Source organism: Aliiroseovarius sp. S1123, from assembly GCF_023015885.1.
GTDB lineage: Bacteria > Pseudomonadota > Alphaproteobacteria > Rhodobacterales > Rhodobacteraceae > Aliiroseovarius.
In genome coordinates, this window is record NZ_JALKBE010000009.1 from 42,014 (window position 1) to 68,290 (window position 26,277).

Here is a 26,277-nt window from a genome sequence, read left to right on the forward strand (position 1 = left end):
TCAGTCAGTTTCAGCCTGCGATACGTGCTCGCGAATGCAAGCGGCGACCTCACGCGGATGGCTGATCGGCCCCATATGCCCTGCGCCCGCGATTACCTTGCGGCGCAGATTTGGGAACCGGGCCTGCATCCGATCATGAACCGCGCGCACCAAATCGGGCGAGCGTTCACCTTCCAGCAGCAGAACCGGCAGGATAACTTTCTCCAACGCGCCCGGCGCGACCTGCCCGTGCACGTCCTCATGCGTCACACCGCGCGCGGCCGGGATCAGGTGGATCTGCTTTGCCATATCGGCTTTCAGACGCTCGGGCAGCGCTTCCCACCCCGCATCGCTGCCCCATTGGCAGTTGAACAGGCGGGCGGCTTCCATCCGGTCGCCCGCGCGCATGGCGTCCGCAAAAACGCCATTCATATAGGTGTTGTTCTCGACATAAGCAGGGTCGTCCTTGGCGGTCGCAAACAGGACCGGTTCGAACAGGGTCAGGCTGCGCACTTTTTCGGGTGCCATCTGGGCCACGCGCAAAGCAATCGTGCCGCCAAAGCTGTGCCCAACCAGATCGACCGGCCCATGCGCGTGGCGGTCCAGCAGATCCAACGCGGCCTGCGTGGCGGTGTCCTGATAATCACCCTGCTCGTCCCAATCCGCACTGCGCCCATGTCCCGGCAGGTCATAGGCAAGCGACGTCAGATCATCGCCCAACACCGTCCGCACACCGCGCCAGGCACCGGAATGCGCCAACGAGCAGTGGATGAACAGCGCCTCGTGCGGGCCCGAACCCTGCCGGTCCCAATAGGTCGGGCAGCTGCCCAGTTCTTCCAGCATGTTCAGCCCCGCTCGGCCAGATGTGCATCCAGCAGGTCAAGGCGGTCCTGACCCCAGAACTTCTCGCCATCGTCGCAGACATAGAAGGGCGAGCCGAACGCGCCAGCGTTCACCGCGTCGTCGGAGTTTCGCGCATAAGTCTCGGCCCCCATCAAAAGACCGCTGTCCGCCAGAGACGGATCAAACCCGGCCTCTGAAAGGCAGTCCTTGATGACCGCGTCCTCGGCGATGTCTTTCTCGTCCATCCAGATCGAGCGCATTAGGGCGTCGACCAGAGCAGCGACATCCCCGGCTCCCGCATTCTGAGCCGCAATGATCGCATAAGACGCAGGCGCGCCATTGGTCGGCCAATGCGCCGGATTAAAGTTGATTGGCATGTTCAGCGCCTTGGACCAGCGCTTCAGCTCTTGCATGCGATACTCCATGCGCGAGGGGTGGCGATCCTTGGGCAACTGCCCCCCGGTGCGAGTGAAAAGCTGCCCGATGTCGACCGGCTTGAACGTGACCGACACCCCGTGCTTGTCCGCGATCTGCGCAAACCGCTTGCCGCCAAAGAAAGCCCACGGCGAAAGTACCGTGAAATAATAGTCAATATGGCCCATTTTTCGGCCTCCTGTTGCGCCAATGCTGTTTCCCGAAATCTATCCCGATGCTATTGGGTGTCAACGTCACGATTCTGTCATACAGAGCAATTCTGGGATCTGCTGCCATGCCTTCCATCACCGAACCGAAACTCATCTCGGGCAATGCCAACCGCCCGCTGGCCGAAGCTGTCGCCAAACGCATGTCCATGCATCGTGGCGCGAGTGTCGGCTTGGTCGACGCTCGCGTCGAACGCTTCAACGACCAAGAGGTGTTCGTCGAGATCTACGAGAACGTCCGCGGCGAGGATATGTTCATCATTCAGTCGACCTCGAACCCGGCGAATGACAACCTGATGGAACTGCTGATCATGGCAGACACGCTGCGCCGCTCGTCGGCCCGGTCTGCTACCGCCGTGATCCCGTATTTCGGCTATGCCCGTCAGGATCGTCGCACTAAGGCCCGCACGCCGATCTCGGCCAAGCTGGTGGCCAACCTGATCGCCCAGTCGGGCATCGAGCGGGTTCTGACCATGGACCTGCACGCCGCCCAGATCCAGGGTTTCTTCGACATTCCGGTGGACAACCTCTATGCCAGCCCGATCTTCGCGCTGGACGTAAAGCATCACTTCAAGGATTGCCTGGACGAAGTGATGGTGATCTCGCCTGACGTGGGCGGTGTGGCCCGCGCCCGTGAACTGGCGAAACGCATCGGTGCCCCGCTGGCAATCGTCGACAAACGTCGCGAGAAAGCCGGTGAAGTGGCCGAGATGACCGTGATCGGCAACGTGGAAGGCAAGCGCTGCATCATCGTGGACGACATTTGCGATACCGCAGGCACCCTGTGCAAAGCAGCCGAAGTGCTGATGGAGCAAGGCGCGCAGGAAGTGCATTCCTACATTACCCATGGCGTCATGTCCGGCCCGGCGGTCGAGCGCGTTCAGAATTCGGTGATGAAATCCTTGGTGATCACCGATTCCATCGAGCCGACCCAGCCGGTTCTGGACGCTAAGAACATCCGCGTGGTTCCGACTGCCCCGATGTTTGCACAAGCGATCCTGAACATCTGGGGTGGCACGTCAGTGTCGTCGCTGTTCGACCACGACACGCTAGAGCCGCTTTACGAAGGCATGTACTCCTGATCCACTCTGGATGCCAGAAACGCGAAAGGGCCCCACGGGGCCCTTTTTTAGTGGTCAGGTTTGTCGTCAAACATCCCACATCTCGTCGTCGACAACTTCGCCGATGGCAAGCCAGTCCGTGCGGACACGCGCGACCCGCGTATCCCCCCAAGTGCGGAACAGAATATCAAACCCCTCGGTCGTCACGTTCTCGGCCATGATATCTGCCCGTTGGTTGCTTTCACCAGCAATGTCCCACATCGACATCGACACGGTGACTGTGGGTGGCGTCAGGAAGGGCTCAGAAAACCGGATCGCTATCCGCGTTTTGCGTGGACCACTGCCTGTCCACATCTCGCCATCGTCCTCGAAATCCGAGAACAGAACTTTGCTGCCCTGATCCACGCCCAGCATTTGGGGTCTAATTCTCTTCATAATTTAACGTCGTCCATAAAATTAGGACAATTCTTGCCTAAAACTATGTTCAAAACAAGTTAAGGCTGAGTTTTCAAACGTAAAAAGTAGGGCAGAAGGATCAAAACCATAAGCCCGGACAGCAGGAATGGCGCACCAGGCAAGTAGATCGGGGCGTTCGCATTCGCGAAAAACTGAAAGACACCTGTCACCACCATGGGCGCAATGACGGCCGCGATTGAGCCAAGACTTGCGATGACGCCCTGTAACAACCCCTGTCGATCTTCAGACACCATGTTGGCCATCATGGCCGTCATGGTCGGAGGCGCCATGTCCGCTAATGCCGCGACGATGATGAACGAGAACATCACCCAGGCGTTTCCAGTCAGCCCGAACGCTACGAATGCCGCAATCGCGCAGATGATCGAGAAGATCAGGGTTCGGTACTCGCCAAGCTTGGGCAGCATGAACCGCATGACGACACCTTGCGTGAAGGCCACTGCGATCCCGTACGACGCCAGCGAGATACCAATCAATGCGGTTCCCCAACCAAAAACTTCTCGTGTCCAAAAAGCCCACAGGGTCGGATAGACCATGTTGGCAAACTCGAATGCGAAGATCAGGATCAATGGCAGCATCAGACCGGGCAGACGGAATGCATCCAAGATCGAGCCGAACGGATTTAAGTCTCGCTTTGTGAAGGCACGACGCTTCTCGGGTGCCAGGCTTTCAGGCAACAAGAACAGGCCGAACGCCACGTTTAGCGTAGCCAAAACCGCCGCAAGCCAGAACGGCGCTGTTATGTGAATGCCGGCAACCAGTCCACCGATTGCAGGACCCATGACAAACCCGATGCCGAACGTGGCCCCGATCAATCCAAAGTTTGCGGCCCGTTCCTCGGGCTTCGATATGTCCGCCAGATAGGCCGTCGCAGTGATATAGGTCGCGCCAGCAATTCCAGCCAGAACACGCCCTAATAGCAGCCACCAGAACGTGGTGGCCAGAGCCATGACCACATAATCCACTGCCAGCGCGACCAGCGCCAGAAGCAAAACGGGGCGACGCCCAAGGCTGTCCGAAATCCCTCCGATGATCGGCGCGAATAGAAACTGCATTGCCGCATATGAGGCCATCAGAATGCCACCCCAGAACGCACCATCAGCCGTGTTGGCAGCCCCAACACGCTCCATCAGGTCCGGCATAATGGGAAACACGATGCCAATGCCCACCGCATCCAGCAGGATGGTGGCCAGGATGAACCAAATTGCACCGCGTTTTTGCATGTCGCGCTCCTTTGCGCATATCTGTGACCCGAAGCGTGGGAAAGCGCAAATGCAAAAAGCCCCGCCGGTTGGGCGGGGCTTTTCGATAATCATGTTCCGTGGGCTTAGCCTTTCACGGACAGACCCAGCTCGCTTGCCATTGCAGCGATATCTACCGTGCGTTTGGCCAGCTCGTCCAAGTTCTCGGCGGTTGCGTTTTCCGATGCGGCAGCCGCATCCGAAACGAAGCCATCAAGAACGTCCTGTGTCACTTCCGAAACAGGCAGGGCACGTTCAGCCAGAACCGAGGTGCCGTTGGCGGTCACTTCGGCGAAACCGCCCGTGACTGCGAACTCGGCATTGCCTTCGGGGGACTCGACGCGAACGATACCGGGACGCAGCGTCGTGATCGTCGGTGCGTGGTTCGGCATCGCCGTCAGGTCACCGTCGGCACCCGGCAGCTGGACCGCAGTCGCCTGAAGCGAAGCGAGGCTCCGTTCGGGCGACACCAGGTCGAATTGCATCGTATCAGCCATCAGAGGCCCTCCTTCAGCGGTTCAGCTTAAGCAGCGTCTGCCGCCATCTTTTCGGCTTTAGCGATCACTTCATCGATGCCGCCAACCATGTAGAAGGCGCCTTCGGGCAGGTGGTCGTATTCGCCAGCCACAACAGCCTTGAACGACTTGATGGTGTCTTCCAGCGGAACCTGCACACCGTCCGAGCCGGTGAACACTTTTGCCACGTCGAAGGGCTGCGACAGGAAGCGTTCGATCTTACGAGCGCGCGCAACAGTCAGCTTATCTTCTTCCGACAGTTCGTCCATGCCAAGGATGGCGATGATGTCCTGCAGCGATTTATAGCGCTGAAGGATTTCCTGAACGTCGGTGGCAACTTTGTAGTGCTCTTCACCGATGACCAGCGGGTCAAGCAGACGCGAGGTCGAACCAAGCGGGTCAACCGCCGGGTAGATGCCTTTTTCCGAGATCGAACGGTCGAGAACGGTGGTTGCATCAAGGTGAGCAAACGAGGTTGCAGGTGCAGGGTCGGTAAGGTCATCTGCGGGAACATACACGGCCTGAACCGAAGTAATCGAACCCGATTTGGTCGACGAAATACGTTCCTGCATGGCACCCATGTCGGTGGCCAGCGTCGGCTGATAACCAACCGCCGAAGGAATACGACCCAGCAGAGCCGAAACTTCCGAACCAGCTTGGGTGAAGCGGAAGATGTTGTCGACGAAGAACAGAACGTCCGAACCAGTGTCGTCACGGAACTGTTCCGCCAGGGTCAGACCCGACAGAGCAACACGCATACGTGCACCGGGAGGCTCGTTCATCTGGCCGTAGACCAGCGCAATTTTCGACTTCTCAAGATCGTCGGGAACGATAACGCCCGATTCGATCATCTCGTGGTAAAGGTCGTTGCCTTCACGGGTACGCTCACCAACACCAGCGAACACGGACACACCCGAGTGCACTTTAGCGATGTTGTTGATCAGTTCCATGATCAGAACGGTTTTACCAACGCCGGCACCGCCGAACAGACCAATTTTACCACCCTTGGTGTAGGGGGCCAGCAGGTCGATAACCTTAATGCCGGTGGTCAGAATTTCGGTCTCGGTCGACTGATCTTCAAAAGCAGGCGCGTCGCCGTGGATCGGGCGGCTTTCTTTCGATTTCACGGGGCCTTTTTCGTCAACCGGCTCGCCGATGACGTTCAGGATGCGGCCCAGAGTTGCGTTGCCGATCGGCACCGAGATCGGTGCGCCGGTGTCAGTTACTTCCTGACCGCGGACCAGACCTTCGGACGCGTCCATAGCGATACAGCGGACGGTGTTTTCACCAAGGTGCTGTGCCACTTCAAGAACAAGTTTGTTGCCATTGTTGTCGGTGTTCAGGGCGTTCAAAATTGCGGGAAGTTCATCCTCGAACTGAACGTCCACAACGGCGCCAATCACCTGGGTGATCTTACCTTTAGCGTTAGCCATTGTTGTTTCTCCGGTTCCTTAGAGCGCCTCGGCGCCCGAAATGATTTCGATAAGTTCGTTGGTGATCACGGCCTGACGCGAACGGTTGAACTGAATGGTCAGTTTGTCGATCATGTCGCCTGCGTTGCGGGTAGCGTTGTCCATTGCGGACATCCGCGCGCCCTGCTCCGAGGCTCCGTTTTCCAACAGCGCGGTGAAGACCTGCGTGGCCACACCCGAAGGCAGCAGCGTTGCAAGAATGCCTTCTTCCGACGGCTCATAGTCATAAACGGTCGACACTTCTTCCGCACCCTCTGCAGGGGCGTCGAAGCTGGCCGGGATAACCTGCTGGGCAGTCGGGATCTGGCTGATCACGCTTTCGAACTTGTTGTAGAAGATCGTCGCGACGTCGAACTCACCTTCGTTGAAACGATGGATAAGATCGTTGGCGATTGCCTGAGCATTGTCGTATCCAACATTGCGCACAGCCGAAAGATCCACATGGTCAACCATCTGGTCTCCGAAGTCGCGCTTCAGTTGCTCACGACCCTTCTTGCCAACGGTCAGCATTTTAACCGTTTTGCCAGAAGCGATCAGCTCTTCAGCTTTCGCACGCGCCAATTTGGCGATCGACGAGTTGAAGCCACCGCAAAGGCCGCGCTCGGCGGTCATGACCACAAGCATGTGGACTTGATCCGAACCCGTACCCGAAAGCAGTTTCGGAGCGCTGTCGCCCCCCGACGAAGCTGCCAGCCCACCCAGAACGGCGTTGAACCGCTCTGCGTAGGGACGACCTGCTTCGGCCGCTTCCTGTGCCCGCCGCAGTTTCGCGGCGGCCACCATCTGCATGGCCTTCGTGATCTTCCGCGTCGACTTGACGCTTTCGATCCGATTTTTGAGGTCCTTAAGGTTGGGCATCTGTCTGAGCCCCCTTAAGCGAAGTCAGCGGCGAACGCGTCCAGCGCTGCTTTGACCTTGTCCTCAAGCTCACCTTTAACCTTGCGGTCATTGTTGGTGATGTCGGCAAGAAGATCAGCGTGTTTCTGACGCAGGTGGTTCAGAAGGCCAGCTTCAAAACGACCAACTTCCGACACGTTGATCTTGTCCAGGTAGCCATTGGTACCGGCGTAGATCACGCAGACGATCTCAGCGTTGGTCAGCGGCGAATACTGAGACTGCTTCATCAGTTCCGTCAGACGGGCGCCACGGTTCAGCAGCTGCTGGGTCGAGGCATCAAGGTCCGAACCGAACTGAGCGAAGGCGGCCATCTCGCGATACTGAGCCAGCGACAGTTTAACCGGACCGGCAACCGACGACATTGCTTTCGTCTGAGCCGACGAACCAACACGCGAAACCGACAGACCGGTGTTCACAGCAGGGCGGATACCCTGGTAGAACAACTCGGTTTCCAGGAAGATCTGGCCGTCGGTGATCGAGATAACGTTGGTCGGAATAAAGGCCGACACGTCGCCACCCTGGGTTTCGATAACCGGCAGAGCGGTCAGCGAGCCCGAGCCATAGTCTTCGTTCAGCTTGGCCGAACGTTCCAGCAGGCGCGAGTGAAGATAGAAAACGTCACCCGGGTAAGCTTCACGGCCCGGCGGGCGACGCAGAAGCAGCGACATCTGACGATAGGACACAGCCTGTTTCGACAGGTCATCATAGATGATCAGGGCGTGGCGACCGTTGTCACGGAAGTGCTCGGCCATGGCGGTTGCGGCATAGGGTGCCAGGAACTGCATCGGAGCGGGGTCCGAAGCGGTTGCAGCAACGACGATCGTGTATTCGATCGCGCCGGTTTCTTCCAGTTTCTTCACCAGCTGCGCAACAGTCGAGCGCTTCTGGCCAACAGCTACGTAGACGCAGTAGAGCTTCTTGCTCTCGTCGTCGCCAGCGGCTTCGTTGTACGACTTCTGGTTCAGGATCGCGTCCAGAGCAACGGCAGTTTTACCGGTCTGACGGTCGCCAATGATCAGCTCTCGCTGGCCACGGCCGATCGGGATCATCGCGTCAACCGATTTCAGGCCGGTTGCCATCGGCTCGTGAACCGATTTACGCGGGATGATGCCCGGTGCTTTAACGTCAGCAACGTTGCGCTTTTTGGTTTTGATCGGACCTTTGCCGTCGATCGGGTTACCCAGACCGTCAACAACGCGACCCAGAAGTTCGTCACCTGCGGGCACGTCCACGATCGAGTTCGTGCGCTTTACAGTGTCGCCTTCTTTAATGTCGCGGTCGGAACCGAAGATAACAACACCAACGTTGTCAGCTTCAAGGTTCAGAGCCATCCCGCGGATACCACCGGGGAATTCGACCATCTCACCTGCCTGAACATTGTCCAGACCGTATACACGAGCGATACCGTCACCGACCGACAGAACGCGGCCAACTTCGGCCACTTCGGCTTCCTGGCCGAAGTTCTTGATCTGGTCCTTCAGGATCGCAGAAATTTCTGCTGCTTGGATACCCATTATCCGACCTCTTTCATGGAATTCTGAAGTGCATCGAGCTTGGCCTTGACCGACGTGTCGATCATTTGCGAGCCCAGTTTCACGACCAGGCCACCGATAAGTGCTTCATCGACGGCCAGGTTGATGTTTACATCCTTGCCGGTTGAGGCTTTCAAAGCCTTGGCAAGTTTGTCTTGTTGCGCCTTGGTCATGGCTTTGGCTGCGGTCACCTCTGCGGTGATCTCACCCTTATCCTCTGCGATCAGGGCGCGCATGGCGTCCAGAAGCTGAGGCAGCACGAACAAACGACGTTTCTGAGCCATCAGGCTCAGTGCGTTTGCGACCGTTGACGAAAGTTTCATTTTCTTGGCGATAGCTGCAATCACGGCGGCCTGTTCATCGCGGGTGTACACCGGCGAATTAATCAGGTCGACAAGATCAGAGCTATCGGCGAGAGCAGCATCAATAGCGGCAACATCCGCTTCAACTGCTTTCAGTTCTTTGCCCTCTTTGGCCAACTCAAAGATGGCCGTGGCATAACGTTGGGCAATGCCAGTTGAGATCGAGACTGGTTCGGACACGTCCACCCTTCCGATGTACTATGCCCCATTGTGGTTTGTTTGGACAAACCGGGGCGGCCTACAGAAGCCGCACTTTCGCGCGCACTATCTAAATCGTCGTCGCATGTAGCAGGGAATACCCCACCTCGCAACAGGCTTGCGCGGGTTTATCGCCAACATTTCCTGCTTAGGTTTCGTTAGATTTCGCCGCCAATCCGCGCATACCCCTTAACCCTAGGGACAATTTGCCGATCACGGGGTGAAACTCGGGCCACATAAAACGGAATACATTTGCATACCGAAACAGGGTTTGCGAGAGAATCAAGGAGGATCGGGCATCGTGATGACCAAAGAACTTGGGTCGGCACAGGACTGATTCTATACTTAAAGCAGTCCTTGTCGCGGGGTGCTGGGCTCGGGGACGCCCAGCCCTTCCAGAACCTTCAGTGGACGGCGCACAGCCTGCGCCAAGCCGGGGCGTTTGGGGGCCGGCACCTGCTTGGTCACCTCGACCATCAGGACACCGCCCGCAAGGATGACGGGAAGTTGGTGTCCTGCCCGTTCCCAGAAAGTCCCTGTCTTCAACCAGAACCGCTTGGACGAAGGCGGCTGATAGAGCAGCGACAGGTGCCGTTCGATCTTGAACCCATGCTCGCGCAGCTGGCCTTCAAGCTGCCCCAGCGAATAGGGCCGCCCAAAGCCAAACGGCGTTGCATCCGAACGCGCCCACAGTCCGGCCCGGTTCGGGGCAATGAACATGGCACGCCCGCCGGGGCCAAGCACGCGGTAGCATTCTTCAAGCAGTTGACTGGGCGTATCAGATGTCTCAAGCCCATGCATCACCACAAGGCGATCCACGACCCCGGTGTCCAAGGGCCACAAGGTATCTTCCACCAGAACCGAGACATTGGGCATACCCGCAGGCCACGGCATCACCCCCTGCGGCGCGGGCATCAACCCGACCACCCGACGCGCCGTCGGCAGGTAGGGGCGCAGCAACGGCACGGCAAATCCATAGCCAGCGACGGTTTGCCCTTTGGATTGTGTTTCAGGCCACAGGCTGACCACTTTGTCACGGATCGCCTTTTGCGCCGCGCGCCCCAACATGCTGCGGTAATAAAAATTCCTCAGATCCTGCACATCAAGATGCATGACGCGTCATTCGGCCCTTGTCAGTTCAAGGCCGAGACTACCCGAACGCCCAAAAATTGGAATGGCCATCTTCACCGCGCGGCGCGACGCAAAACCAGTGCCAGATTGTTTGCGGGCATCTCGATCAGATCGGCACGGCGCAGCCCAGCGTCCGCGGCCCACGCCTCGACCTTCTCAAGATCCTTGTAGCCGATCTGCGGATCATGCGCTGCCAGAGACGCATGAAATGTCTCGTCCCCTTCACTGCGAAACACCCCACCGGTTCGGAACGGCCCGTACAGGAACCAATAGGCCCCGGGCGCCAGATTGCGCGCAACGCCTGCAATCACGGCACGCGAGGTGGGCGCATCGATCAGGTGCATCAGGTTTACGGTCACGATCATCGACATTGGTCCGGTGCGCCACGACGGAGCGCTGGCATCCAGCCACTGCGCCAAACGCATGTTTTCGACCCCTTTCTCGGCGCGCCATGCATCAATGCTGTTCAGGCGCGCGGGGTCAACATCGGTCGGTTGCCAGATCACACCCGGAAAGTGTCTGGCATATTCAACGATATGCTCGCCCGTACCCGAGGCAAGCTCTAGCGCGACGCCTTGTTTCGGCACATATGGCCTCATGGCGTCTAAAATCGGAAACAAATTTCGAGACGCAGATGGCGCTGACATGCGGCCATCTCCGCGCTCATGCGCGATCGAATGTGGTTTTTCTCCCGCCATTTTTATCCCTCGGGCGCATTACCAGTATTGAGGCTCGGGTGTGTTTGAGCAAGACTGTTTCACCACCACGGAGAACCAATATGCTCGAACTCGTCACAATTCCCTGCCTTTCGGATAATTATGCATTTTTGCTACATGACGCCAAGTCAGGGAAGACAGCGCTGATCGATGCGCCCGAAACCCTGCCCATCGAGGACGAACTGGAACAGCGCGGCTGGACCCTGTCCGAGATCTGGCTGACCCATCACCACTGGGACCATATTGACGGTGTTGCCAATCTAGTTGCCGCCACTGGTGCCCGCGTGATCGGTGCCGAAGCCGACGCGCACCGCCTACCTCCGCTAGATCAAGCCCTGGTTCCAGGAACCGGTTTCGACTTCGCAGGCCACGAGGTTCTGGTGCTGGACGTGCCCGGCCACACGATCGGCCATATCGCGTTCTATGTCCCTGCCGCCAAGGCCGCTTTCACAGGTGACAGCTTGATGGCGATGGGCTGCGGACGTTTGTTTGAGGGCCGTCCCGAACAGATGTGGGACAGCCTGCAACGCCTTATGGCGCTGCCCGCTGATACGCTGATCTGCTCGGGTCATGAGTATACCGGCGGCAATATCTCGTTCGCGCTGACCATCGAGCCGGAAAATGACGCCCTGCGCGCACGCCGCGAGCGGGTCGAAGCCGCCCGCGCCGAGCGCCAGCCCACCGTCCCGTCCCTGCTGTCGGACGAACTGGAAACCAACCCTTTTCTGCGCGCGCACTTGTCGTCCGTCAAAGCCGCCCTACATATGGAAGCCGCAGCCGACGCCCAGGTCTTTGCCGAGATCCGCGCCCGGAAAGACGATTTCTAAGGCGATTCTCAAGAAATCACGCTTGTGCGAGCAGAAATTGACCAAAAGGGTCTTGATAGCGACGCAAGGAAAACCGAACCTTAATACTATGAGGCAACGGTAAAAAGGCGAAGAAATCGCCAGCGATGTCCACCGCTGAACTTACGAGGAGTGCGCAACATGCCATCTTTTTCAAAACCCCTCGAAGAAGCCATCCATCAGGCATTGGCTTTGGCAAACGACCGCAAGCACGAGCTTGCGACGCTTGAGCACCTGCTGCTGGCGCTTCTGGACGAACCAGACGCGACACGCGTAATGCAGGCGTGTTCGGTCGATCTGGACGTGCTGCGCAAAGTACTTGTCGAGTTCATCGACGAAGAACTGACCACCCTGATCACCGACATCGAAGGCAACGAAGCGGTCCCGACCGCCGCATTCCAGCGCGTGATCCAACGCGCCGCGATCCATGTCCAAAGCTCGGGCCGGACCGAAGTGACCGGCGCCAATGTGCTGGTCGCCATCTTCGCCGAACGCGAATCGAACGCGGCCTTCTTCCTGCAAGAGCAGGACATGACGCGCTATGATGCGGTGAACTATATCGCCCACGGTGTCGCGAAAGAGCCCGGCTTTGGCGAGTCCCGCTCGATCTCGGGCACGCCGGACTTCGACGACGAGGACGTGCAAGACGCGCAGCCCGCCGAAGAAAACGACAGCGCGCTTGGGAAATACTGCGTCGATCTGAACGCAAAGGCGCGTGAGGGTGATATCGATCCGCTGATCGGCCGCGACAGCGAGGTGGAACGCTGCATTCAGGTGCTCTGCCGCCGCCGCAAGAACAACCCGCTTCTGGTGGGCGACCCGGGCGTAGGCAAGACCGCCATTGCAGAAGGGCTGGCGACCAAAATCGTAGGCGGTGAGACACCCGAGATCCTGTCGGAAACCACCATCTACTCGCTCGACATGGGCGCGCTGTTGGCTGGCACCCGCTATCGCGGTGACTTCGAGGAACGTCTGAAAGCCGTCATGAAAGAGCTTGAGGATCATCCCGACGCCGTTTTGTTCATCGACGAAATCCATACGGTGATCGGTGCCGGTGCGACCTCTGGCGGGGCGATGGATGCTTCGAACCTGCTGAAGCCTGCGCTTCAAGGCGGCAAGCTGCGTTGCATGGGCTCGACCACATACAAAGAATTTCGCCAGCATTTCGAAAAAGACCGCGCCCTGTCGCGTCGTTTCCAAAAGATCGACGTGAACGAGCCGACGGTTGATGACGCGGTGAAGATCCTGCAGGGCTTGAAGCCCTATTTCGAGGAACATCATGGCGTGAAATACACCGCCGATGCGATCAAGTCGGCCGTCGAGCTGTCGGACCGCTATGTCAACGACCGCAAGCTGCCGGACAAAGCCATCGACGTGATCGACGAAGCGGGTGCGGCCCAGCATCTGCTAATCGCCTCAAAGCGCAAGAAAACCATCGGCACCAAGGAAATCGAGGCTGTCGTGGCCAAGATTGCCCGCATTCCGCCAAAGAACGTCTCGAAAGACGACGCGGAAGTCCTGCGCGATCTCGAGAAATCGCTGAAGCGCGTTGTGTTCGGTCAGGATAACGCGATCGAGGCTCTGTCCTCGGCGATCAAACTGGCGCGCGCCGGACTGCGTGAGCCTGAAAAGCCCATCGGCAACTATCTGTTCGCCGGGCCGACTGGTGTGGGCAAGACCGAGGTTGCCAAGCAACTGGCCGACAATCTGGGTGTGGAACTTCTACGTTTCGACATGTCCGAATATATGGAGAAACACGCCGTCAGCCGCCTGATCGGTGCGCCTCCGGGCTATGTCGGGTTTGATCAGGGCGGTCTTCTGACCGACGGCGTTGACCAGCACCCGCATTGCGTGCTGCTGCTGGACGAGATCGAGAAAGCGCACCCGGATGTCTACAACATCCTGCTGCAGGTGATGGATAATGGCGAACTGACCGACCATAACGGCCGCACCGTCAGCTTCCGCAATGTGGTGCTGATCATGACCTCGAACGCAGGCGCGTCCGAGCAAGCCAAGGCCGCCATCGGCTTTGGCCGTGACCGTCGCGAGGGCGAGGATACCGCCGCCATCGAGCGCACCTTCACGCCGGAATTCCGCAACCGTCTGGACGCCGTGATCAGCTTCGCGCCGCTGGGCAAAGAGGTGATCCTGCAAGTGGTCGAGAAATTCGTGCTGCAGCTTGAGGCCCAATTGATGGACCGCGGCGTGCATATCGAACTGACCCGAGCCGCCGCCGAATGGATCGCCGACAAGGGCTATGACGACCGGATGGGTGCCCGTCCCTTGGGCCGCGTGATCCAAGAGCACATCAAGAAGCCGCTGGCCGAGGAACTTCTGTTCGGCAAGTTGGCAAAAGGTGGCTTGGTTCAGGTCGGCATCAAAGGTGGCAAGTTGGAGCTTCGCTACGAAGAACCCAAAGCGCCGCGCATCGGCCGCCGCAAGAAGCCCCCGCTTCTGCCCGCCGATTGATGCACGCCCTTTGGGCTGCAACACTGATAACATGCGCCGCGACCCCGGTTGCGGCGCGTGATCCCGTTCTCAGCTTCCCGGTTGCGTGCGCGCTGGGGCAAGATTGCTTCATTCAGAGCTATGTGGATGCCGACCCCAGCAATGGGGCGGCGGATTTCACTTGCGGTGTGCTGTCCTATGACGGGCATCAGGGAACGGACATCGCGCTGACATCGGATATGGCCGCGCAGGCGGGCGTTGATGTCACCCCGGTAGCACCCGGCGTGGTGCGTCGGCTGCGTGACGGGGGCGCGGACCAGTTTTTTTCGGCCACGTTCGACCATTCAGATGGGCAGGATTGCGGCAACGGAGTGGTGATTGACCACGGTGGCGGTTGGGAAAGCCAGTACTGCCACATGCGCAAGGACAGCATCGCGGTCGAGGTCGGGCAGCGCGTCGGTCTGCAGACCCCCCTGGGTCAGATCGGCATGTCAGGCCGGACTGAGTTTCCGCATCTTCATTTAACGCTGCGCAAAGACGAGCAGGTCGTGGATCCGTTCAACGCCGATCCCCTGACCTATTGTGGTGACACCGACGCGACATCCCTGTGGGCAGACGAGATCCTGTACCGCGCCAGCGGGTTCGTGAATGCGGGGTTCAGCGACCGAATTCCTGACTTTGATACCGTGAAGTGGGGCAAGGCAGCCCATGCTTCGATTGACAGCACCAGCGGTGCATTCGTGTTCTGGGCGCAGATTTTCGGGGCGCTGGCTGGGGACGAGATGCAGCTAATCATCCATGGACCCAACGGCGTTTTCATCGAACACGAAGAGGTGTTGGAGACGACGCAGGCCCGCACGATGCGCGCAGCCGGACGTCGGTTGCATGCGGAAAACACCCTTCCCGGTACATATCACGGCACGGCCACGCTGTTGCGTGGCGGGGTTGAGATCGACCGCATCGCGACCACCACGACGCTGACCACGCCTTAGCGTTCGGTCAGCTTCAACTCGATCCGGCGGTTTTCGGCGCGGGCTTCAGGCGTGTCCGCAGGATTGACCGGGCGGTATTCGCCAAAGCCCGTCGCGGCCAAACGGTCGGGCGGGAAGCCCAGCGCGTCGATCATGTATTCGACCACCGACAGGGCGCGCGCCTGGCTCAGCTCCCAGTTATTACGATACGCCCCGCGTCCGGAAAGTGGCACATTATCTGTGTGCCCATCGACGCGGATCACCCAATCCACTTCGTCAGGGATTTCGCCTGCAACGTCAGCCAACAGCGCAGCCACACGCCCGACTTGGGCGCGCCCTTCTGGCTGAAGCTCGGCGCGGGCACTTTCGAACAGCACCTCGGACGAAAATACGAACCGGTCGCCCACAATCTGCACACCCTCGCGGTTCCCCAGAACCTGACGTAATTTGCCAAAAAATTCAGATCGGTAGGCGGACAGCTCTTTGGCTTCGGCTTCCAGGCGTTTGCGTTCGGCCTCTTCCAGCTCGGCACGGCGGCGCTCCTCGGAGGCAACGCGGGCAAGGGCGGCGTTCAGTTCGGAGCCAAGTTTCTGGATCTGCACCTGCGCGGCCTGATCGCGGGCCGATCCCGCATCTAAAATTGCCTGCAAGCCCCCCAACTGCGTTCGCAGCGCGGCGACCTGTTCATTCAACAGCGCGATCTTGCGTTGGCTTTCTGCGCTTTCAGCTTCTTCCTCGGCCAGCGCCAGATTGGCGGCCGCCAGCAAGCGCGCACGTTCCTCGGATTGGGTGAGCGTCTCAGTTGCAGCCCGTTCGGCATTCAGACGCGCCGCCAACTCCGCCTCAAGCCGATCACGCAGCTCAGCCGAATCCGTACCGGCAGCAGCCTGTTCCTCAAGCTGAAGCAAAGCCGTCGCCAAGCGCTTATCCAGATCCACACCTGCCGCTTTGGCTGCGGCCAGAAGGGTCAGCGTTTCCTCGGCCCGCTTGCGTTCTTCTTCAAGCGCCAAGGTCATTGCGGTCAGTTCGGTATCTGCGTTCTGCAACCGTTCGCGCAAGGCTTCGGCGGCTGCGGCTTCTGCCAAACGTCCGGCCTCTTCCTCGTCCAGCGCCGTCTGGCCCTCGGTCACCTTCACTTCCAGATCAGCTACCAAAGCCTCCAACGCCTCGCGTTTGGCCGCAGCAAGACGGGCCGCTTCGGCACCGGCATCAACCTCGTCGCGTGCTTTGGCCAAAGCCAATTGCAACGCCTCTTGTTCGCTCAGCAGTTGGGTACGTGCGCTTTCAAGCTCTTCAACGGTCGCAGTCAGCGCCTCTCCTTCTGCCAAGGCGCGATCCCGTTCGGATAAAAGCGTCGCCACCTGCGCCTCGAAACTGGTGATCTTCGCTGCCCGAGCGGCCAATTCGGCAGCTTGGCTTTCGGTCTGCGTCGTCAGCTGGGCAATCATCGCGGCCTGCGCATCCGAGATCGAGCGGGCTTCGGTCAGCGTTGCGTTCAGCGTACCGATCTCGCCCTGAAGGGTCTCGGTTCGGTTGCGTTCCAGCCCCAGCGCATCGGCCAGTTCGGACACCTGCGCCGACAATTCGTCAAGTTCGTTCGCCTGCCCCGAGATCGTCTCGCGCAGGATGAATTGTACGATCATGAAGATCGTCAGGACGAACATTAAGACCAGTAAAAGCGCGGTCATTGCGTCCACAAAGCCGGGCCAGATGGACCCGCTCATGCGTTGGGTGGATCGGCGGGTAAGCGCCATGGCTTAACCTTGCTCCTGACCCGAGGCGACGCGGATCACATGGGTCAGCGTTGCAAGGTCACCGCGCAAGTCGGCCAGGCTTTCCTGCCGACCAGCCTGCATTTCTTCCAAGATGCGCAACATCTGCACGTCGATCGAGCGCAGACGCATGCGGCTTTCTGCATCGACTGGCTCTTCCTCGGTCGCGGAATTGGCCTCGAGGATCTGGCGCACGGCATCTTGGCTTTCGGCAATCTGCATCAACGCCTGTGTCTGCCCATCATCCTGCGCAAGCTGGTTGGTTAAAGCCTCGACATTGGTTGCCAAGGCGCGCAGCCTTTCATCCATCATCGCGCGTTGCGCGTCCGTTTGGACAAACATTGTCTGCATGGTTTCGATTTGCTCGGCCAGAATGCCCAGATAGGCCCCTGCCTCGGATGCATCTTCACCGTCGCCCGACGCATAGCTGAGCTTGGTAATGGTCGACAGCCATTCTTCAAGCTCGCGATAGAACCTGTTCTGGCCGTGGCCTGCGAACAGCTCCATCAATCCAACAACCAGCGACCCGGCAAGCCCCAGAAGCGAGGACGAGAACGCCGTGCCCATGCCGCCCAGTTGCTCTTCCAGCCCGGTCATCAGGCGGTTGAACACCTCGACCCCGCCTTCGCCTTCCCCCGGCGCAAGCGAGCGGATGGTTTCGACCACCGCCGGAACAGTCGTCGCAAGACCAAAGAACGTGCCCAGAAGGCCAAGGAAAATCAGAAGGTTGACGATATAGCGCGTGATGTCGCGCGCTTCGTCGATCCGGGTGGCGATACTGTCCAGGATCGAACGCGAGGACGAGGCCCCGATCTGCAACTGCGTCCCCCGGTTCGAGCGCATCAGGGCAGCAAGCGATGCCAGCAAACGCGGGGCGCTGTCAGGATCGTGCGCCTCGCGCTGTTGGACAAAGCCTTCGATCCAGCTGACCGAAGCAAAGACCTGCCAGACCTGCCAGAAACAGGCCAGCAGACCAATGACAAAGACAAACAGAATGAACCCGTTCAAATACAGGTTCGCCATGAACACGGGCAAAACATGCGGCAACGCCACGAAGGTGCCGAAGCCGACAAGGCCCAAGGCCACCAGCATCAGAAAGATCTGACGCACGGGTTGAGTGAAAGACGGCTCGATGCCTTTTCTTCTGGGCGCAGTCAGCGTCCCGCGATCCGGGTGATCCATGCGGGGTAAGTCCTTGTCGCCATTATTATTGGCGTCAGGATAGGCAGGTTTTCATTCCCTGCCAAGCTTTCTGTCCGCAGAATTCAACCGCCTGTCAACGCGCGAACCTGACGCGACAACCACGACAGATCTTCGTCCTCGATGCCCAGCTCGGTCAGGTGGCTGGCGGTGTTGTAAAGGTATTCGGTATTTGGTCCCCTGCCCCCAACCGCGGTCGAGATGATTTGGGCCTGCTCGTCCAGATTAATCTGGCAGTACTGCACGTGATCGGGGTCGATGACATAGGTCACGGCCTCGACCCGGCGGCCATCGCGCAGGTCGATCATCAGCCGTTTTTCCAAATAGGCCGAGGATACAAGCTCGCGTTCGCGCAGGTCAGCCATAGTCTGGTCATATGTGCCGGGACGGGCACGGAATGCCAGCCCCTGACAATGTGCGCCAGCCAGCTCGTCCAGCGCCAGTACCAGCCCCGGATGGTCTTCGGTCCCGCGATGATGGATTGATCGCATGCAGAAACTGCGGTGATAATCCGGCAGCGTGGCGACCAGCGCTTCGTCATGGTCAAAGCCGGGGTTCCACATCAGTGACCCATAGCCAAATACCCACAAATCGCCGTTGCTCATTTCACTCGCCCTTCCGTCCTTCGCGCAGTACACACGCCTATAAGCATGTATCGTGCAAAAAGGGAATTGAAGATGCGTAAGCTGGTTGTGATTGCAGTGGTTCTGGCGGGGCTTTGGTCCGGGTATTGGTTCATCGGCGCGAAGGGCGTTGAAAGCGCATTCAACACTTGGATCGATGACCGTCGGGCCGAGGGCTGGGTATCGCAAGCGCAGGATGTCTCGACCCGTGGATTTCCCAATCGGTTCGACACGATCTTCACCGGGCTTGAACTGGCTGATCCTGACACTGGACTGGCATGGCGTGCGGAGGAATTTCAGATCCTCGCTCTTTCCTATCAGCCCAATCACGTGATCGCGGTGTGGCCGGGGCAGCAGGTCGTATCCTCGCCCCTGCAGAACATCACCTTTCAGGCCGACAGTTTCAAAGGATCGCTGGTTTTCGATCCCAGCCCCGACCTTCCGCTGGACCGCAGCTCGATCGTGATCGAGAACCTGACCATGCAATCCAACGCGGGCTGGACCGCCGGGCTTGAGGCCGGGCAGATCGCCACGCGCAAATCCTCGGTCGCGCCCAATCGGCACGACATTCATTTCGAAGCAACCGGTCTGCTGCCTGCCTCGTCCTTCGTTCAGGGATTTGGGAATGGTGAACTTCTGCCTTCCGTATTCGAACGCGCCTTGCTGAAAGCCAGCGTCGATTTCACCGGGCCGTGGGATCGGCATGCCGTTGAAACCGCCCGCCCGCAAATCACCCGGATCGCGATCAGCGATCTGGACGCCAAATGGGGTGAGTTGGGACTGAAAGCCGTTGGTACGGTAGACGTCGATGCACGCGGCATTCCCACCGGAGAGGTCGCCATCAAGGCCAAGAACTGGCGCAAGATGGTCGAGATCGCCGAAGCCTCGGGCGTCCTCGCACCCGAGCTGGTCAGCACCGTCACCGGCGCGCTTCAGTTCGTGGCAGGTCTGTCAGGAAACTCGGAAACCTTAGACGTGACCCTGCGCCTGTCCGGAGGAGCGGTCTTCCTTGGCCCCATCCCCATCGGCGCAGCCCCGATCATCAGGATCCGTTAAAGGCTTAGCGACAATAGGCACCGCTGCGATAGCGGGCGGTATCAAAATGGAAATGGTCCTGATGATACTTGTCCGCATTGGGGCCAAGCACGGTCCCGAACGGACCGCAGGCCGCCTTGTGCATCTTTTTCAAAACCTTGCTCTGCGCAGGGTCACGCCAGCCGCGCAACACCGACAGCTCGGTCCCATTCTTCAAGCGGATCCCAGCGATGTCCACCGCGCGGCCCTTGCCGTGTTCACTGATCTTCGCACCGCGTTGGCTGTTGCGGGTACGGCAGGCGTAATGCGCGACGACACGCAGAGACGACGGACCGCCACCCAAACGCCCAACAGCCGGGTACACCCCGTTGCGCACCCAGTTATTCAAGGCTTTCGCCGTGGTGCAATCCATAACCGCTGCTTGGCTGAGCTTCACGCCCGATACCTCGGTCACACGCACGGGGGATGAGATCCCGCAGCCGTTGATCTTGCCGGGAATGGCCGAAATCGTCTGCCCCTTGATCTCGTTCACGCCACAAATCCGACCGCGACGGCCCGCGCTTGCCGGCGTGGGCGTCGAGGATGCGATCCTACGCACAAAGCCCTTTGGGCGGCTGATGGGGCGCAACGACGTGACCACAGCAAGCTTTGTCGGCGCGGCTGGCTGCACCGGTACAAACACAACAGGCGTTTCGACCGGACGGGCCATCGGGCGAATTGACGTCGACAACAGAGGAAGCTCAGTCACAACCGGTCGCGGTTTGGGGCGATGCACCTCGGCCTGTGCAGTTCCAACACCGACACACGCTGCAAGGGCAAGCGCTCCGGCCTGCCAAATCACCCTGCCGCGAATGGAACACTTCGCCATGCCGTCGTTCACCAACCTACTCGTGTTTGACCGAACGTCCGAAATCTGGTGCGTCCGTATCCTGTCCGGCTTCGATAATGCCACGACGGATCGCACGGGTGCGAGTGAAATAGTCAAACAGGTGGTCCCCATCGCCGGTCCGGATCGCGCGTTGCAGGGCAAACAGCTCTTCCGTGAAGCGGCCAAGGATCTCTAAGGTCGCATCTTTGTTGGACAAAAACACGTCACGCCACATGGTCGGATCAGAGGCCGCAATACGCGTAAAGTCGCGGAAACCCGCCGCCGAGTAGTTGATCACCTCGGTATCGGTCACGCGGCCAAGGTCATCGGCCACGCCGACCATCGTGTAAGCGATCAGGTGCGGTGCGTGGCTGGTGACGGCCAGAACCAGATCGTGGTGATCGGCATCCATCGTGTCGACATTTGCGCCCATACCTTCCCAGAGGTCGCGCAGGCGCTGGGTCGCAGCCTCATCCGCGCCATTCGGCACAAGGATGCACCAGCGGTTGTCGTAAAGCTCGGCAAAGCCAGACCGCGGGCCGCTATGTTCGGTCCCGGCAAGCGGGTGACCAGGAATGAAATGGACGTTTTCAGGCAGATGTGGTGACACAGCCTCGATCACAGCGCCCTTGACCGATCCCACATCTGTGACTGTCGCGCCAGCTTTCAGAATGGGTCCAATCTCTTTCGCCACGGGACCCATCGCGCCAACCGGAACAGCCAAAACCACAAGGTCCGCGCCTTCGGCCGCTTCGGCAGCAGTGTCTACGACGCGGTCACAAAATCCGACTTCGCGCGCGATGTCGCGCGTTTCGGCAGAACGGGCGGTGCCGACGATTTCACCGGCCAATCCGCTGCGCCGCATCGCATGTGCCATCGACGACGCGATCAGGCCAAGGCCGATCAGGGCCACACGTTGGTAAACCACGCTCATGATTTTTTCCCCTCGGACTTGCTGTCGTCCGACGCAGGTACGACACCTTTGAACCGCCCGACCATATGCGCGACACGGCGGCAGGATGCCTCGTCTCCGATGGTGATGCGCAAGCAGTTGGGCAGGCCATAGCCTGCGACGCGACGCACGATAATGCCTTCGCTTTGCAGGAAGTCGTCACAGGCATTCGCCTCGTTCGCATCGGCAAAGCGCGCAAGGATGAAGTTGGCGCAAGAGGTATCAGACGGCACGCCCAACTCGGCCAGCGCCTCGGCCAGCCATGCGCGCAGGCGGGTGTTTTCGCGCAGGCAGCGTGCGACGTGTTCGTGATCACCAAGCGCAGCTTCGGCAGCATCAAGCTGCGGCATCGACAGGTTGAACGGTCCGCGCACGCGGTTCAGTACCCCGATCACCTCGGCCGAGGCATAGCCCCACCCGATACGCAGCCCACCAAGCCCGTACATTTTCGAGAACGTCCGCGTCATGACCACATTCGGGAACTTTTCGACCAGCGAGGCACCGCCGTCAAACCCGTCGACATACTCGGCATACGCCCCATCGATGACCATCAGCACGTCATCCGGCAGTTCGCGCGCCAGACGTGACAGATCAGCTCGGCTGACCATCGTACCCGTCGGGTTGCCCGGATTAGTCACGAACACCAGCGAGGTTTTCGGCGTCACCGCCTTCAGGATCTCGTCCACGTCGACCATCCGCTCGCGTTCCGGCACCATGACCGGCGTCGCACCCGCCGCAAGGGCCGAGATCTTGTACATCGAGAACCCGTGCTCGGTATAGATCACCTCGGTCTCGGGGCCGCTATAGCATTGACACAGAAAGGTAATCACCTCGTCCGAGCCGACACCGCAGATGATCCGCTCCGGGTCCAGCCCATGCAGTTTGCCAATCGCCGCCCGCAGGCTGGCATGGTCGGTGTTCGGGTAGCGGTGCAGCGCATGACCTGCTTTCTGGAACGCATCAACAGCAAGCGGGCTTGGGCCGAACGGGTTTTCGTTCGAGCTGAGCTTGATCACATTCGACATCCCGTCGATGCCCGAGGCACCGCCGACATAGGGCTTGATCTGCATGATCCCCGGCTGGGGCACAGGTTTCGTCATGACTTGGCCTTTCCTTCGTACGCGGGTTTTAGACTTAGTCCAAATTCAAGACCAGCGATGTTTGGGGCGGGTCGTATTTTTCAAATAGGATGGCAATTTGGCCGCATGTTGCGACCGCAAGCGCAATAAAAAAGGGCCGCGACTGGCGCGGCCCTTTTGAATTCTTCTGGTGCGGCGAAGATTAGTTCTTCGCGTAGAATTCGACCACGAGGTTCGGTTCCATCACCACTGGATACGGCACGTCCGACAGGCCGGGGGTGCGGGTGAAGGTGGCGGTCATTTTCGAATGGTCAGCTTCCAGGTAGTCGGGAACATCACGTTCAGCCAGACCAACAGCTTCCAGAACCAGAGCCATCTGCTTGGACTTGTCACGTACTTCGATGACGTCGCCTTCTTTAACGCGGTACGAAGGAATGTTTACCTTCTTGCCGTTCACAGTTACGTGGCCGTGGTTCACGAACTGGCGTGCAGCGAAAACGGTCGGTACGAACTTGGCGCGGTACACAACAGCGTCCAGGCGGCGCTCCAGCAGACCGATCAGGTTTTCACCGGTATCGCCTTTAACACGCTCGGCTTCGCCGTAGATGCGACGGAACTGTTTCTCGGTCAGGTCGCCGTAGTAGCCTTTCAGCTTCTGCTTGGCGCGCAGCTGCAGACCGAAGTCCGACATTTTGCCCTTGCGGCGCTGGCCGTGCTGGCCGGGGCCGTATTCACGACGGTTTACCGGCGACTTCGGGCGTCCCCAGATGTTTTCACCCATACGGCGGTCAATTTTGTACTTGGCAGCAGTTCTTTTGGTCATCTGCTGATCTCCTTCTTTAAGTTATCGAAGGGCGTTGTCCTCTGGCTTGCGCCTGACAGGGATCCCCTTGCGGGGGCCACCAACACCAATGAAAACCGGCCCCTCGCGGGACCGGATTTGGGGCTTATAGCGCCATAGGCGGCAGAGTCAATGACTAGGCCACCCCAAATTCTACTGAATCCTCGTGGATCACGTGCGCCGGCGGTGTCGCATGATCAACCATCTCATCAAGCTGTGGGAACAGGCTTTTCAGACGCGCGCGATGCTCGGCCTTGGTTGTATTCAGATCTGCAAATGCGGGGTGCAAGCTTTCAACTGGAACACCGTTGGCCCAGACCACCTCGTGCCGACCAAGAAGCACTTGATAGAATGTGATCTCGGGCGCATTTCGGTCAGACGAAATCAGCTGCCCATCGACCAGGTCAGATGCGCTGGCAAATACCTCTTCCTGCCCAAGCAGCTGCTTTGCACGCATGCCCGAGACAAGAATCTGCTGATGCGGTGACACCAGAAGGTCAGCGTCCGGTTGGCCCGGTCGGATTGCACCTGCCCGCAGGCGGACCGGCTTAAGCTCGGGCTCGACCATCATGCGCGCCTCCGAGATATGGCGCTGTCCAACCCAAAGAACAGGCTGACCACCGTGTTCGCGCGTCAGAACCACGCTGCCCTCGCGCAGCTCTTCAACCGCGCATTCACCCGAGGGCGTACGCACGCGCGTACCTTGTGAAAGGATGGCAACACCAGACGGCTGCTCGGTCAGCAGATCATCTTGCGTTGCAACCAGATTGGCGCGCACCACCCGCAGCGTCGTTTCGGGGCGCGGCATGGAACCAGCAAAGACCAACAGCGGGGTGCCGCCGTTTGGCGAGACCACCAGCGACACGCGGTAGCTGTCATAGCCATCGGTAAGCTCAAACCCAACGTTCAGCCTAGGATCATCCTCGGCCAGCATTTCAAGGCCGACGGCACCGACGGTTGCCGCCCCAACAAGCTGATGTGCGAAAATGGCCGCTCGGCGCCGTTTGTCGATCTGATCCCCGACGTTTTGCAAAAGCGCCAGCTCTCGTGTGCGGTCAAGGCGCACGGCCTCACCGCTCCATTCCCAGTCTGATCCTGCGGTTAACATTGCCATAGGGGCATTCTCGGTCAAATTGACCTTCGTCTGCGCCCATGAAATTACGAAAGTGCCTTCGTAGCCCGTATTCATGGTTATACCTGCCATTATATTTGTTTTCTGCAAGGATATCACGGGCGAATCATCCTGATAAGTCTTTTGTCAATCGACCGCGCAGGCTGTCGCAGGAGAGTGACAAATCCGCCCACTACTGGCCCGAAGTAGCGCCACAAACGCCCCCTTGCGCCACATAGCCCTGATTGGTAACAATTTTTTACCGCCTTCAGGAGCACACAATGCCCGTCATCACCGAAATCGAAGATCTGCGCCGCATCTATAAGCGTCGCGTCCCAAAAATGTTCTATGACTATGCCGAAAGTGGCAGTTGGTCTGAACAAACCTTCCGCGAAAACACCTCGGATTTCGACAAGATCTATTTCCGCCAGCGCGTCGCGGTGGATATGGACAATCGCTCGACCCGCACAACGATGCTGGGTCAGGATGTGTTTATGCCTGTGGCGCTGGCGCCTGTCGGGCTGACCGGCATGCAATGCGCCGATGGCGAGATCAAGGCCGCCAAGGCGGCCGAGGATTTCGGCGTGCCGTTCACCCTGTCCACAATGTCGATCTGCTCGATCGAGGATGTGGCCGAGAACACCAACGCGCCCTTCTGGTTTCAGGTCTATACGCTGAAAGACGATGATTTCATGCGCCGCCTGTTCGACCGTGCGCGCGCCGCCAACTGCCCGGCCATCGTGGTGACGGTCGATCTGCAGGTACTGGGGCAGCGCCACAAGGATTTGAAGAACGGGCTGTCGGCTCCACCCAAGCTGACGGTGAAATCGGTGGCTGACATGATGACCAAGGTGCAATGGGGGCTGGGGATGCTCGGCACCAAACGCCGTTTCTTTGGCAACATCGTTGGGCATGCGGAAGGGGTCGAGGACCCGTCGTCGCTTCACACCTGGACTGCACAGGCCTTTGACCCGTCACTGGACTGGGACCGCATCAAACAGTTCAAGAAGATGTGGGACGGACCGATGATCGTGAAAGGCATCATGGAGCCGGAAGACGCCATCGCCGCTGTGAATGCCGGGGCGGATGCCATCATCGTGTCGAACCACGGCGGTCGCCAGTTGGACGGCGCGCTCAGCTCGATCCGCGCGCTGCCTGCCATTCTGGACGCCGTGGGTGACAAGGTCGAAGTGCATCTGGACAGTGGGATCCGCTCGGGTCAGGACGTGTTGAAAGCCATCGCGATGGGCGCCAAGGGCACCTATATCGGTCGGGCCTTCACCTATGGCCTGGGTGCCATGGGCCAAGAAGGCGTGACCCGCGCGCTCGAGGTGCTGCACAAGGAAATGGATATTTCGATGGCCTTCTGCGGCCATACGGACATCACCAAGGTTGACCGGAACATCCTGCGCATTCCCAAAGGCTTCTCGGGCGACTGGGAAGACTGATCCACCCGTCTTATGACTTTGG

25 protein-coding genes are annotated in these 26,277 nt (G+C 59.2%); 6 read left to right on the plus strand and 19 right to left on the minus strand.

Annotated elements, in window-relative coordinates; translation table 11 throughout:
* Entirely contained in the window at positions 1 to 822 is an 822-nt protein-coding gene (locus MWU53_RS14470) for an alpha/beta hydrolase (RefSeq protein WP_247094362.1), read from the minus strand.
* Positions 823 to 824: 2 nt separating this feature from the next.
* Positions 825 to 1,424, minus strand: coding sequence for a 2-hydroxychromene-2-carboxylate isomerase (locus MWU53_RS14475; protein ID WP_247094363.1), 600 nt, complete (start codon positions 1,422 to 1,424; stop codon positions 825 to 827).
* Positions 1,425 to 1,531: 107 nt separating this feature from the next.
* Between MWU53_RS14475 and MWU53_RS14480 the strand changes: the two genes are divergently transcribed.
* Positions 1,532 to 2,545, plus strand: a complete 1,014-nt coding sequence (locus tag MWU53_RS14480) for a ribose-phosphate pyrophosphokinase (RefSeq protein ID WP_247094364.1) — start codon at positions 1,532 to 1,534, stop codon at positions 2,543 to 2,545.
* A gap of 66 nt (positions 2,546 to 2,611) precedes the next feature.
* Here MWU53_RS14480 and MWU53_RS14485 read toward each other — a convergent pair whose 3' ends face one another.
* The 9 genes from MWU53_RS14485 to MWU53_RS14525 form a co-directional block, all read right to left on the minus strand.
* Positions 2,612 to 2,959 (minus strand): H-type lectin domain-containing protein, encoded by a 348-nt coding sequence (locus tag MWU53_RS14485; RefSeq protein ID WP_247094365.1) that lies wholly within the window; start codon positions 2,957 to 2,959, stop codon positions 2,612 to 2,614.
* 59 nt (positions 2,960 to 3,018) lie between these two features.
* Positions 3,019 to 4,221 carry a TCR/Tet family MFS transporter gene (locus MWU53_RS14490; RefSeq protein WP_247094366.1) on the minus strand — a complete coding sequence of 401 codons (1,203 nt, stop codon included), beginning with the start codon at positions 4,219 to 4,221 and terminating at the stop codon, positions 3,019 to 3,021.
* A 104-nt stretch (positions 4,222 to 4,325) separates the two neighbouring features.
* Complete coding sequence (locus MWU53_RS14495; protein ID WP_133485625.1) at positions 4,326 to 4,736, minus strand: F0F1 ATP synthase subunit epsilon; 411 nt, start codon at positions 4,734 to 4,736, stop codon at positions 4,326 to 4,328.
* A 26-nt stretch (positions 4,737 to 4,762) separates the two neighbouring features.
* On the minus strand, positions 4,763 to 6,187 hold the full coding sequence (gene atpD, locus MWU53_RS14500; protein WP_247094367.1) for a F0F1 ATP synthase subunit beta: 1,425 nt from the start codon (positions 6,185 to 6,187) through the stop codon (positions 4,763 to 4,765).
* A gap of 18 nt (positions 6,188 to 6,205) precedes the next feature.
* On the minus strand, positions 6,206 to 7,084 hold the full coding sequence (locus tag MWU53_RS14505; RefSeq protein ID WP_247094368.1) for a F0F1 ATP synthase subunit gamma: 879 nt from the start codon (positions 7,082 to 7,084) through the stop codon (positions 6,206 to 6,208).
* A 14-nt stretch (positions 7,085 to 7,098) separates the two neighbouring features.
* The gene (atpA, locus tag MWU53_RS14510) at positions 7,099 to 8,637 is read right to left on the minus strand and encodes a F0F1 ATP synthase subunit alpha (protein ID WP_247094369.1); all 1,539 of its coding nucleotides are present in this window, start codon (positions 8,635 to 8,637) and stop codon (positions 7,099 to 7,101) included.
* Positions 8,637 to 9,197, minus strand: coding sequence for a F0F1 ATP synthase subunit delta (locus tag MWU53_RS14515; protein WP_247094441.1), 561 nt, complete (start codon positions 9,195 to 9,197; stop codon positions 8,637 to 8,639). The genes atpA and MWU53_RS14515 overlap by 1 nt, the downstream gene beginning before the upstream one ends.
* A gap of 363 nt (positions 9,198 to 9,560) precedes the next feature.
* The gene (locus MWU53_RS14520) at positions 9,561 to 10,328 is read right to left on the minus strand and encodes a methyltransferase domain-containing protein (protein ID WP_247094370.1); all 768 of its coding nucleotides are present in this window, start codon (positions 10,326 to 10,328) and stop codon (positions 9,561 to 9,563) included.
* Positions 10,329 to 10,399: 71 nt separating this feature from the next.
* On the minus strand, positions 10,400 to 11,044 hold the full coding sequence (locus MWU53_RS14525; protein ID WP_247094371.1) for a DUF938 domain-containing protein: 645 nt from the start codon (positions 11,042 to 11,044) through the stop codon (positions 10,400 to 10,402).
* Positions 11,045 to 11,124: 80 nt separating this feature from the next.
* Here MWU53_RS14525 and gloB point away from each other — a divergent pair, with 80 nt between their 5' ends.
* The 3 genes from gloB (at position 11,125) to MWU53_RS14540 (ending at position 15,347) form a co-directional block, all read left to right on the plus strand.
* Complete coding sequence (gene gloB / locus MWU53_RS14530) at positions 11,125 to 11,889, plus strand: hydroxyacylglutathione hydrolase (protein ID WP_247094372.1); 765 nt, start codon at positions 11,125 to 11,127, stop codon at positions 11,887 to 11,889.
* Between the two features lie 159 nt (positions 11,890 to 12,048).
* A complete protein-coding gene (gene clpA / locus MWU53_RS14535) occupies positions 12,049 to 14,376 on the plus strand; it encodes an ATP-dependent Clp protease ATP-binding subunit ClpA (RefSeq protein WP_247094373.1) in 2,328 nt (775 codons plus the stop codon).
* A complete protein-coding gene (locus MWU53_RS14540) occupies positions 14,376 to 15,347 on the plus strand; it encodes a M23 family metallopeptidase (protein ID WP_247094374.1) in 972 nt (323 codons plus the stop codon). The genes clpA and MWU53_RS14540 overlap by 1 nt, the downstream gene beginning before the upstream one ends.
* Here MWU53_RS14540 and MWU53_RS14545 read toward each other — a convergent pair.
* From MWU53_RS14545 to MWU53_RS14555, 3 genes are all read right to left on the minus strand, one after another.
* A complete protein-coding gene (locus MWU53_RS14545; RefSeq protein ID WP_247094375.1) occupies positions 15,344 to 17,080 on the minus strand; it encodes a peptidoglycan -binding protein in 1,737 nt (578 codons plus the stop codon). The two genes, MWU53_RS14540 and MWU53_RS14545, sit on opposite strands and share 4 nt — an antisense overlap.
* A 3-nt stretch (positions 17,081 to 17,083) precedes the next feature.
* On the minus strand, positions 17,084 to 18,280 hold the full coding sequence (locus tag MWU53_RS14550; RefSeq protein WP_247094376.1) for a biopolymer transporter ExbB: 1,197 nt from the start codon (positions 18,278 to 18,280) through the stop codon (positions 17,084 to 17,086).
* Between the two features lie 83 nt (positions 18,281 to 18,363).
* The gene (locus MWU53_RS14555; protein WP_247094377.1) at positions 18,364 to 18,903 is read right to left on the minus strand and encodes a gamma-glutamylcyclotransferase; all 540 of its coding nucleotides are present in this window, start codon (positions 18,901 to 18,903) and stop codon (positions 18,364 to 18,366) included.
* A 72-nt stretch (positions 18,904 to 18,975) separates the two neighbouring features.
* Between MWU53_RS14555 and MWU53_RS14560 the strand changes: the two genes are divergently transcribed.
* Complete coding sequence (locus MWU53_RS14560) at positions 18,976 to 19,977, plus strand: DUF2125 domain-containing protein (RefSeq protein WP_247094378.1); 1,002 nt, start codon at positions 18,976 to 18,978, stop codon at positions 19,975 to 19,977.
* 4 nt (positions 19,978 to 19,981) lie between these two features.
* Here MWU53_RS14560 and MWU53_RS14565 read toward each other — a convergent pair whose 3' ends face one another.
* From MWU53_RS14565 to MWU53_RS14585, 5 genes are all read right to left on the minus strand, one after another.
* Positions 19,982 to 20,836 (minus strand): extensin family protein, encoded by an 855-nt coding sequence (locus MWU53_RS14565; RefSeq protein WP_247094379.1) that lies wholly within the window; start codon positions 20,834 to 20,836, stop codon positions 19,982 to 19,984.
* 4 nt (positions 20,837 to 20,840) lie between these two features.
* Positions 20,841 to 21,761, minus strand: a complete 921-nt coding sequence (locus MWU53_RS14570; RefSeq protein WP_247094442.1) for a prephenate/arogenate dehydrogenase family protein — start codon at positions 21,759 to 21,761, stop codon at positions 20,841 to 20,843.
* Complete coding sequence (gene hisC / locus MWU53_RS14575; RefSeq protein WP_247094380.1) at positions 21,755 to 22,876, minus strand: histidinol-phosphate transaminase; 1,122 nt, start codon at positions 22,874 to 22,876, stop codon at positions 21,755 to 21,757. The genes MWU53_RS14570 and hisC overlap by 7 nt, the downstream gene beginning before the upstream one ends.
* Before the next feature lie 181 nt (positions 22,877 to 23,057).
* Positions 23,058 to 23,678: a 30S ribosomal protein S4 gene (gene rpsD / locus MWU53_RS14580; RefSeq protein WP_163037730.1), complete on the minus strand. Its 621-nt coding sequence runs from the start codon at positions 23,676 to 23,678 to the stop codon at positions 23,058 to 23,060.
* A 154-nt stretch (positions 23,679 to 23,832) separates the two neighbouring features.
* Positions 23,833 to 24,810, minus strand: a complete 978-nt coding sequence (locus tag MWU53_RS14585; protein ID WP_247094381.1) for a Hint domain-containing protein — start codon at positions 24,808 to 24,810, stop codon at positions 23,833 to 23,835.
* A 278-nt stretch (positions 24,811 to 25,088) separates the two neighbouring features.
* Here MWU53_RS14585 and MWU53_RS14590 point away from each other — a divergent pair, with 278 nt between their 5' ends.
* Positions 25,089 to 26,255: an alpha-hydroxy acid oxidase gene (locus MWU53_RS14590; protein WP_247094382.1), complete on the plus strand. Its 1,167-nt coding sequence runs from the start codon at positions 25,089 to 25,091 to the stop codon at positions 26,253 to 26,255.
* The last annotated feature ends 22 nt before the right edge of the window (positions 26,256 to 26,277 follow it).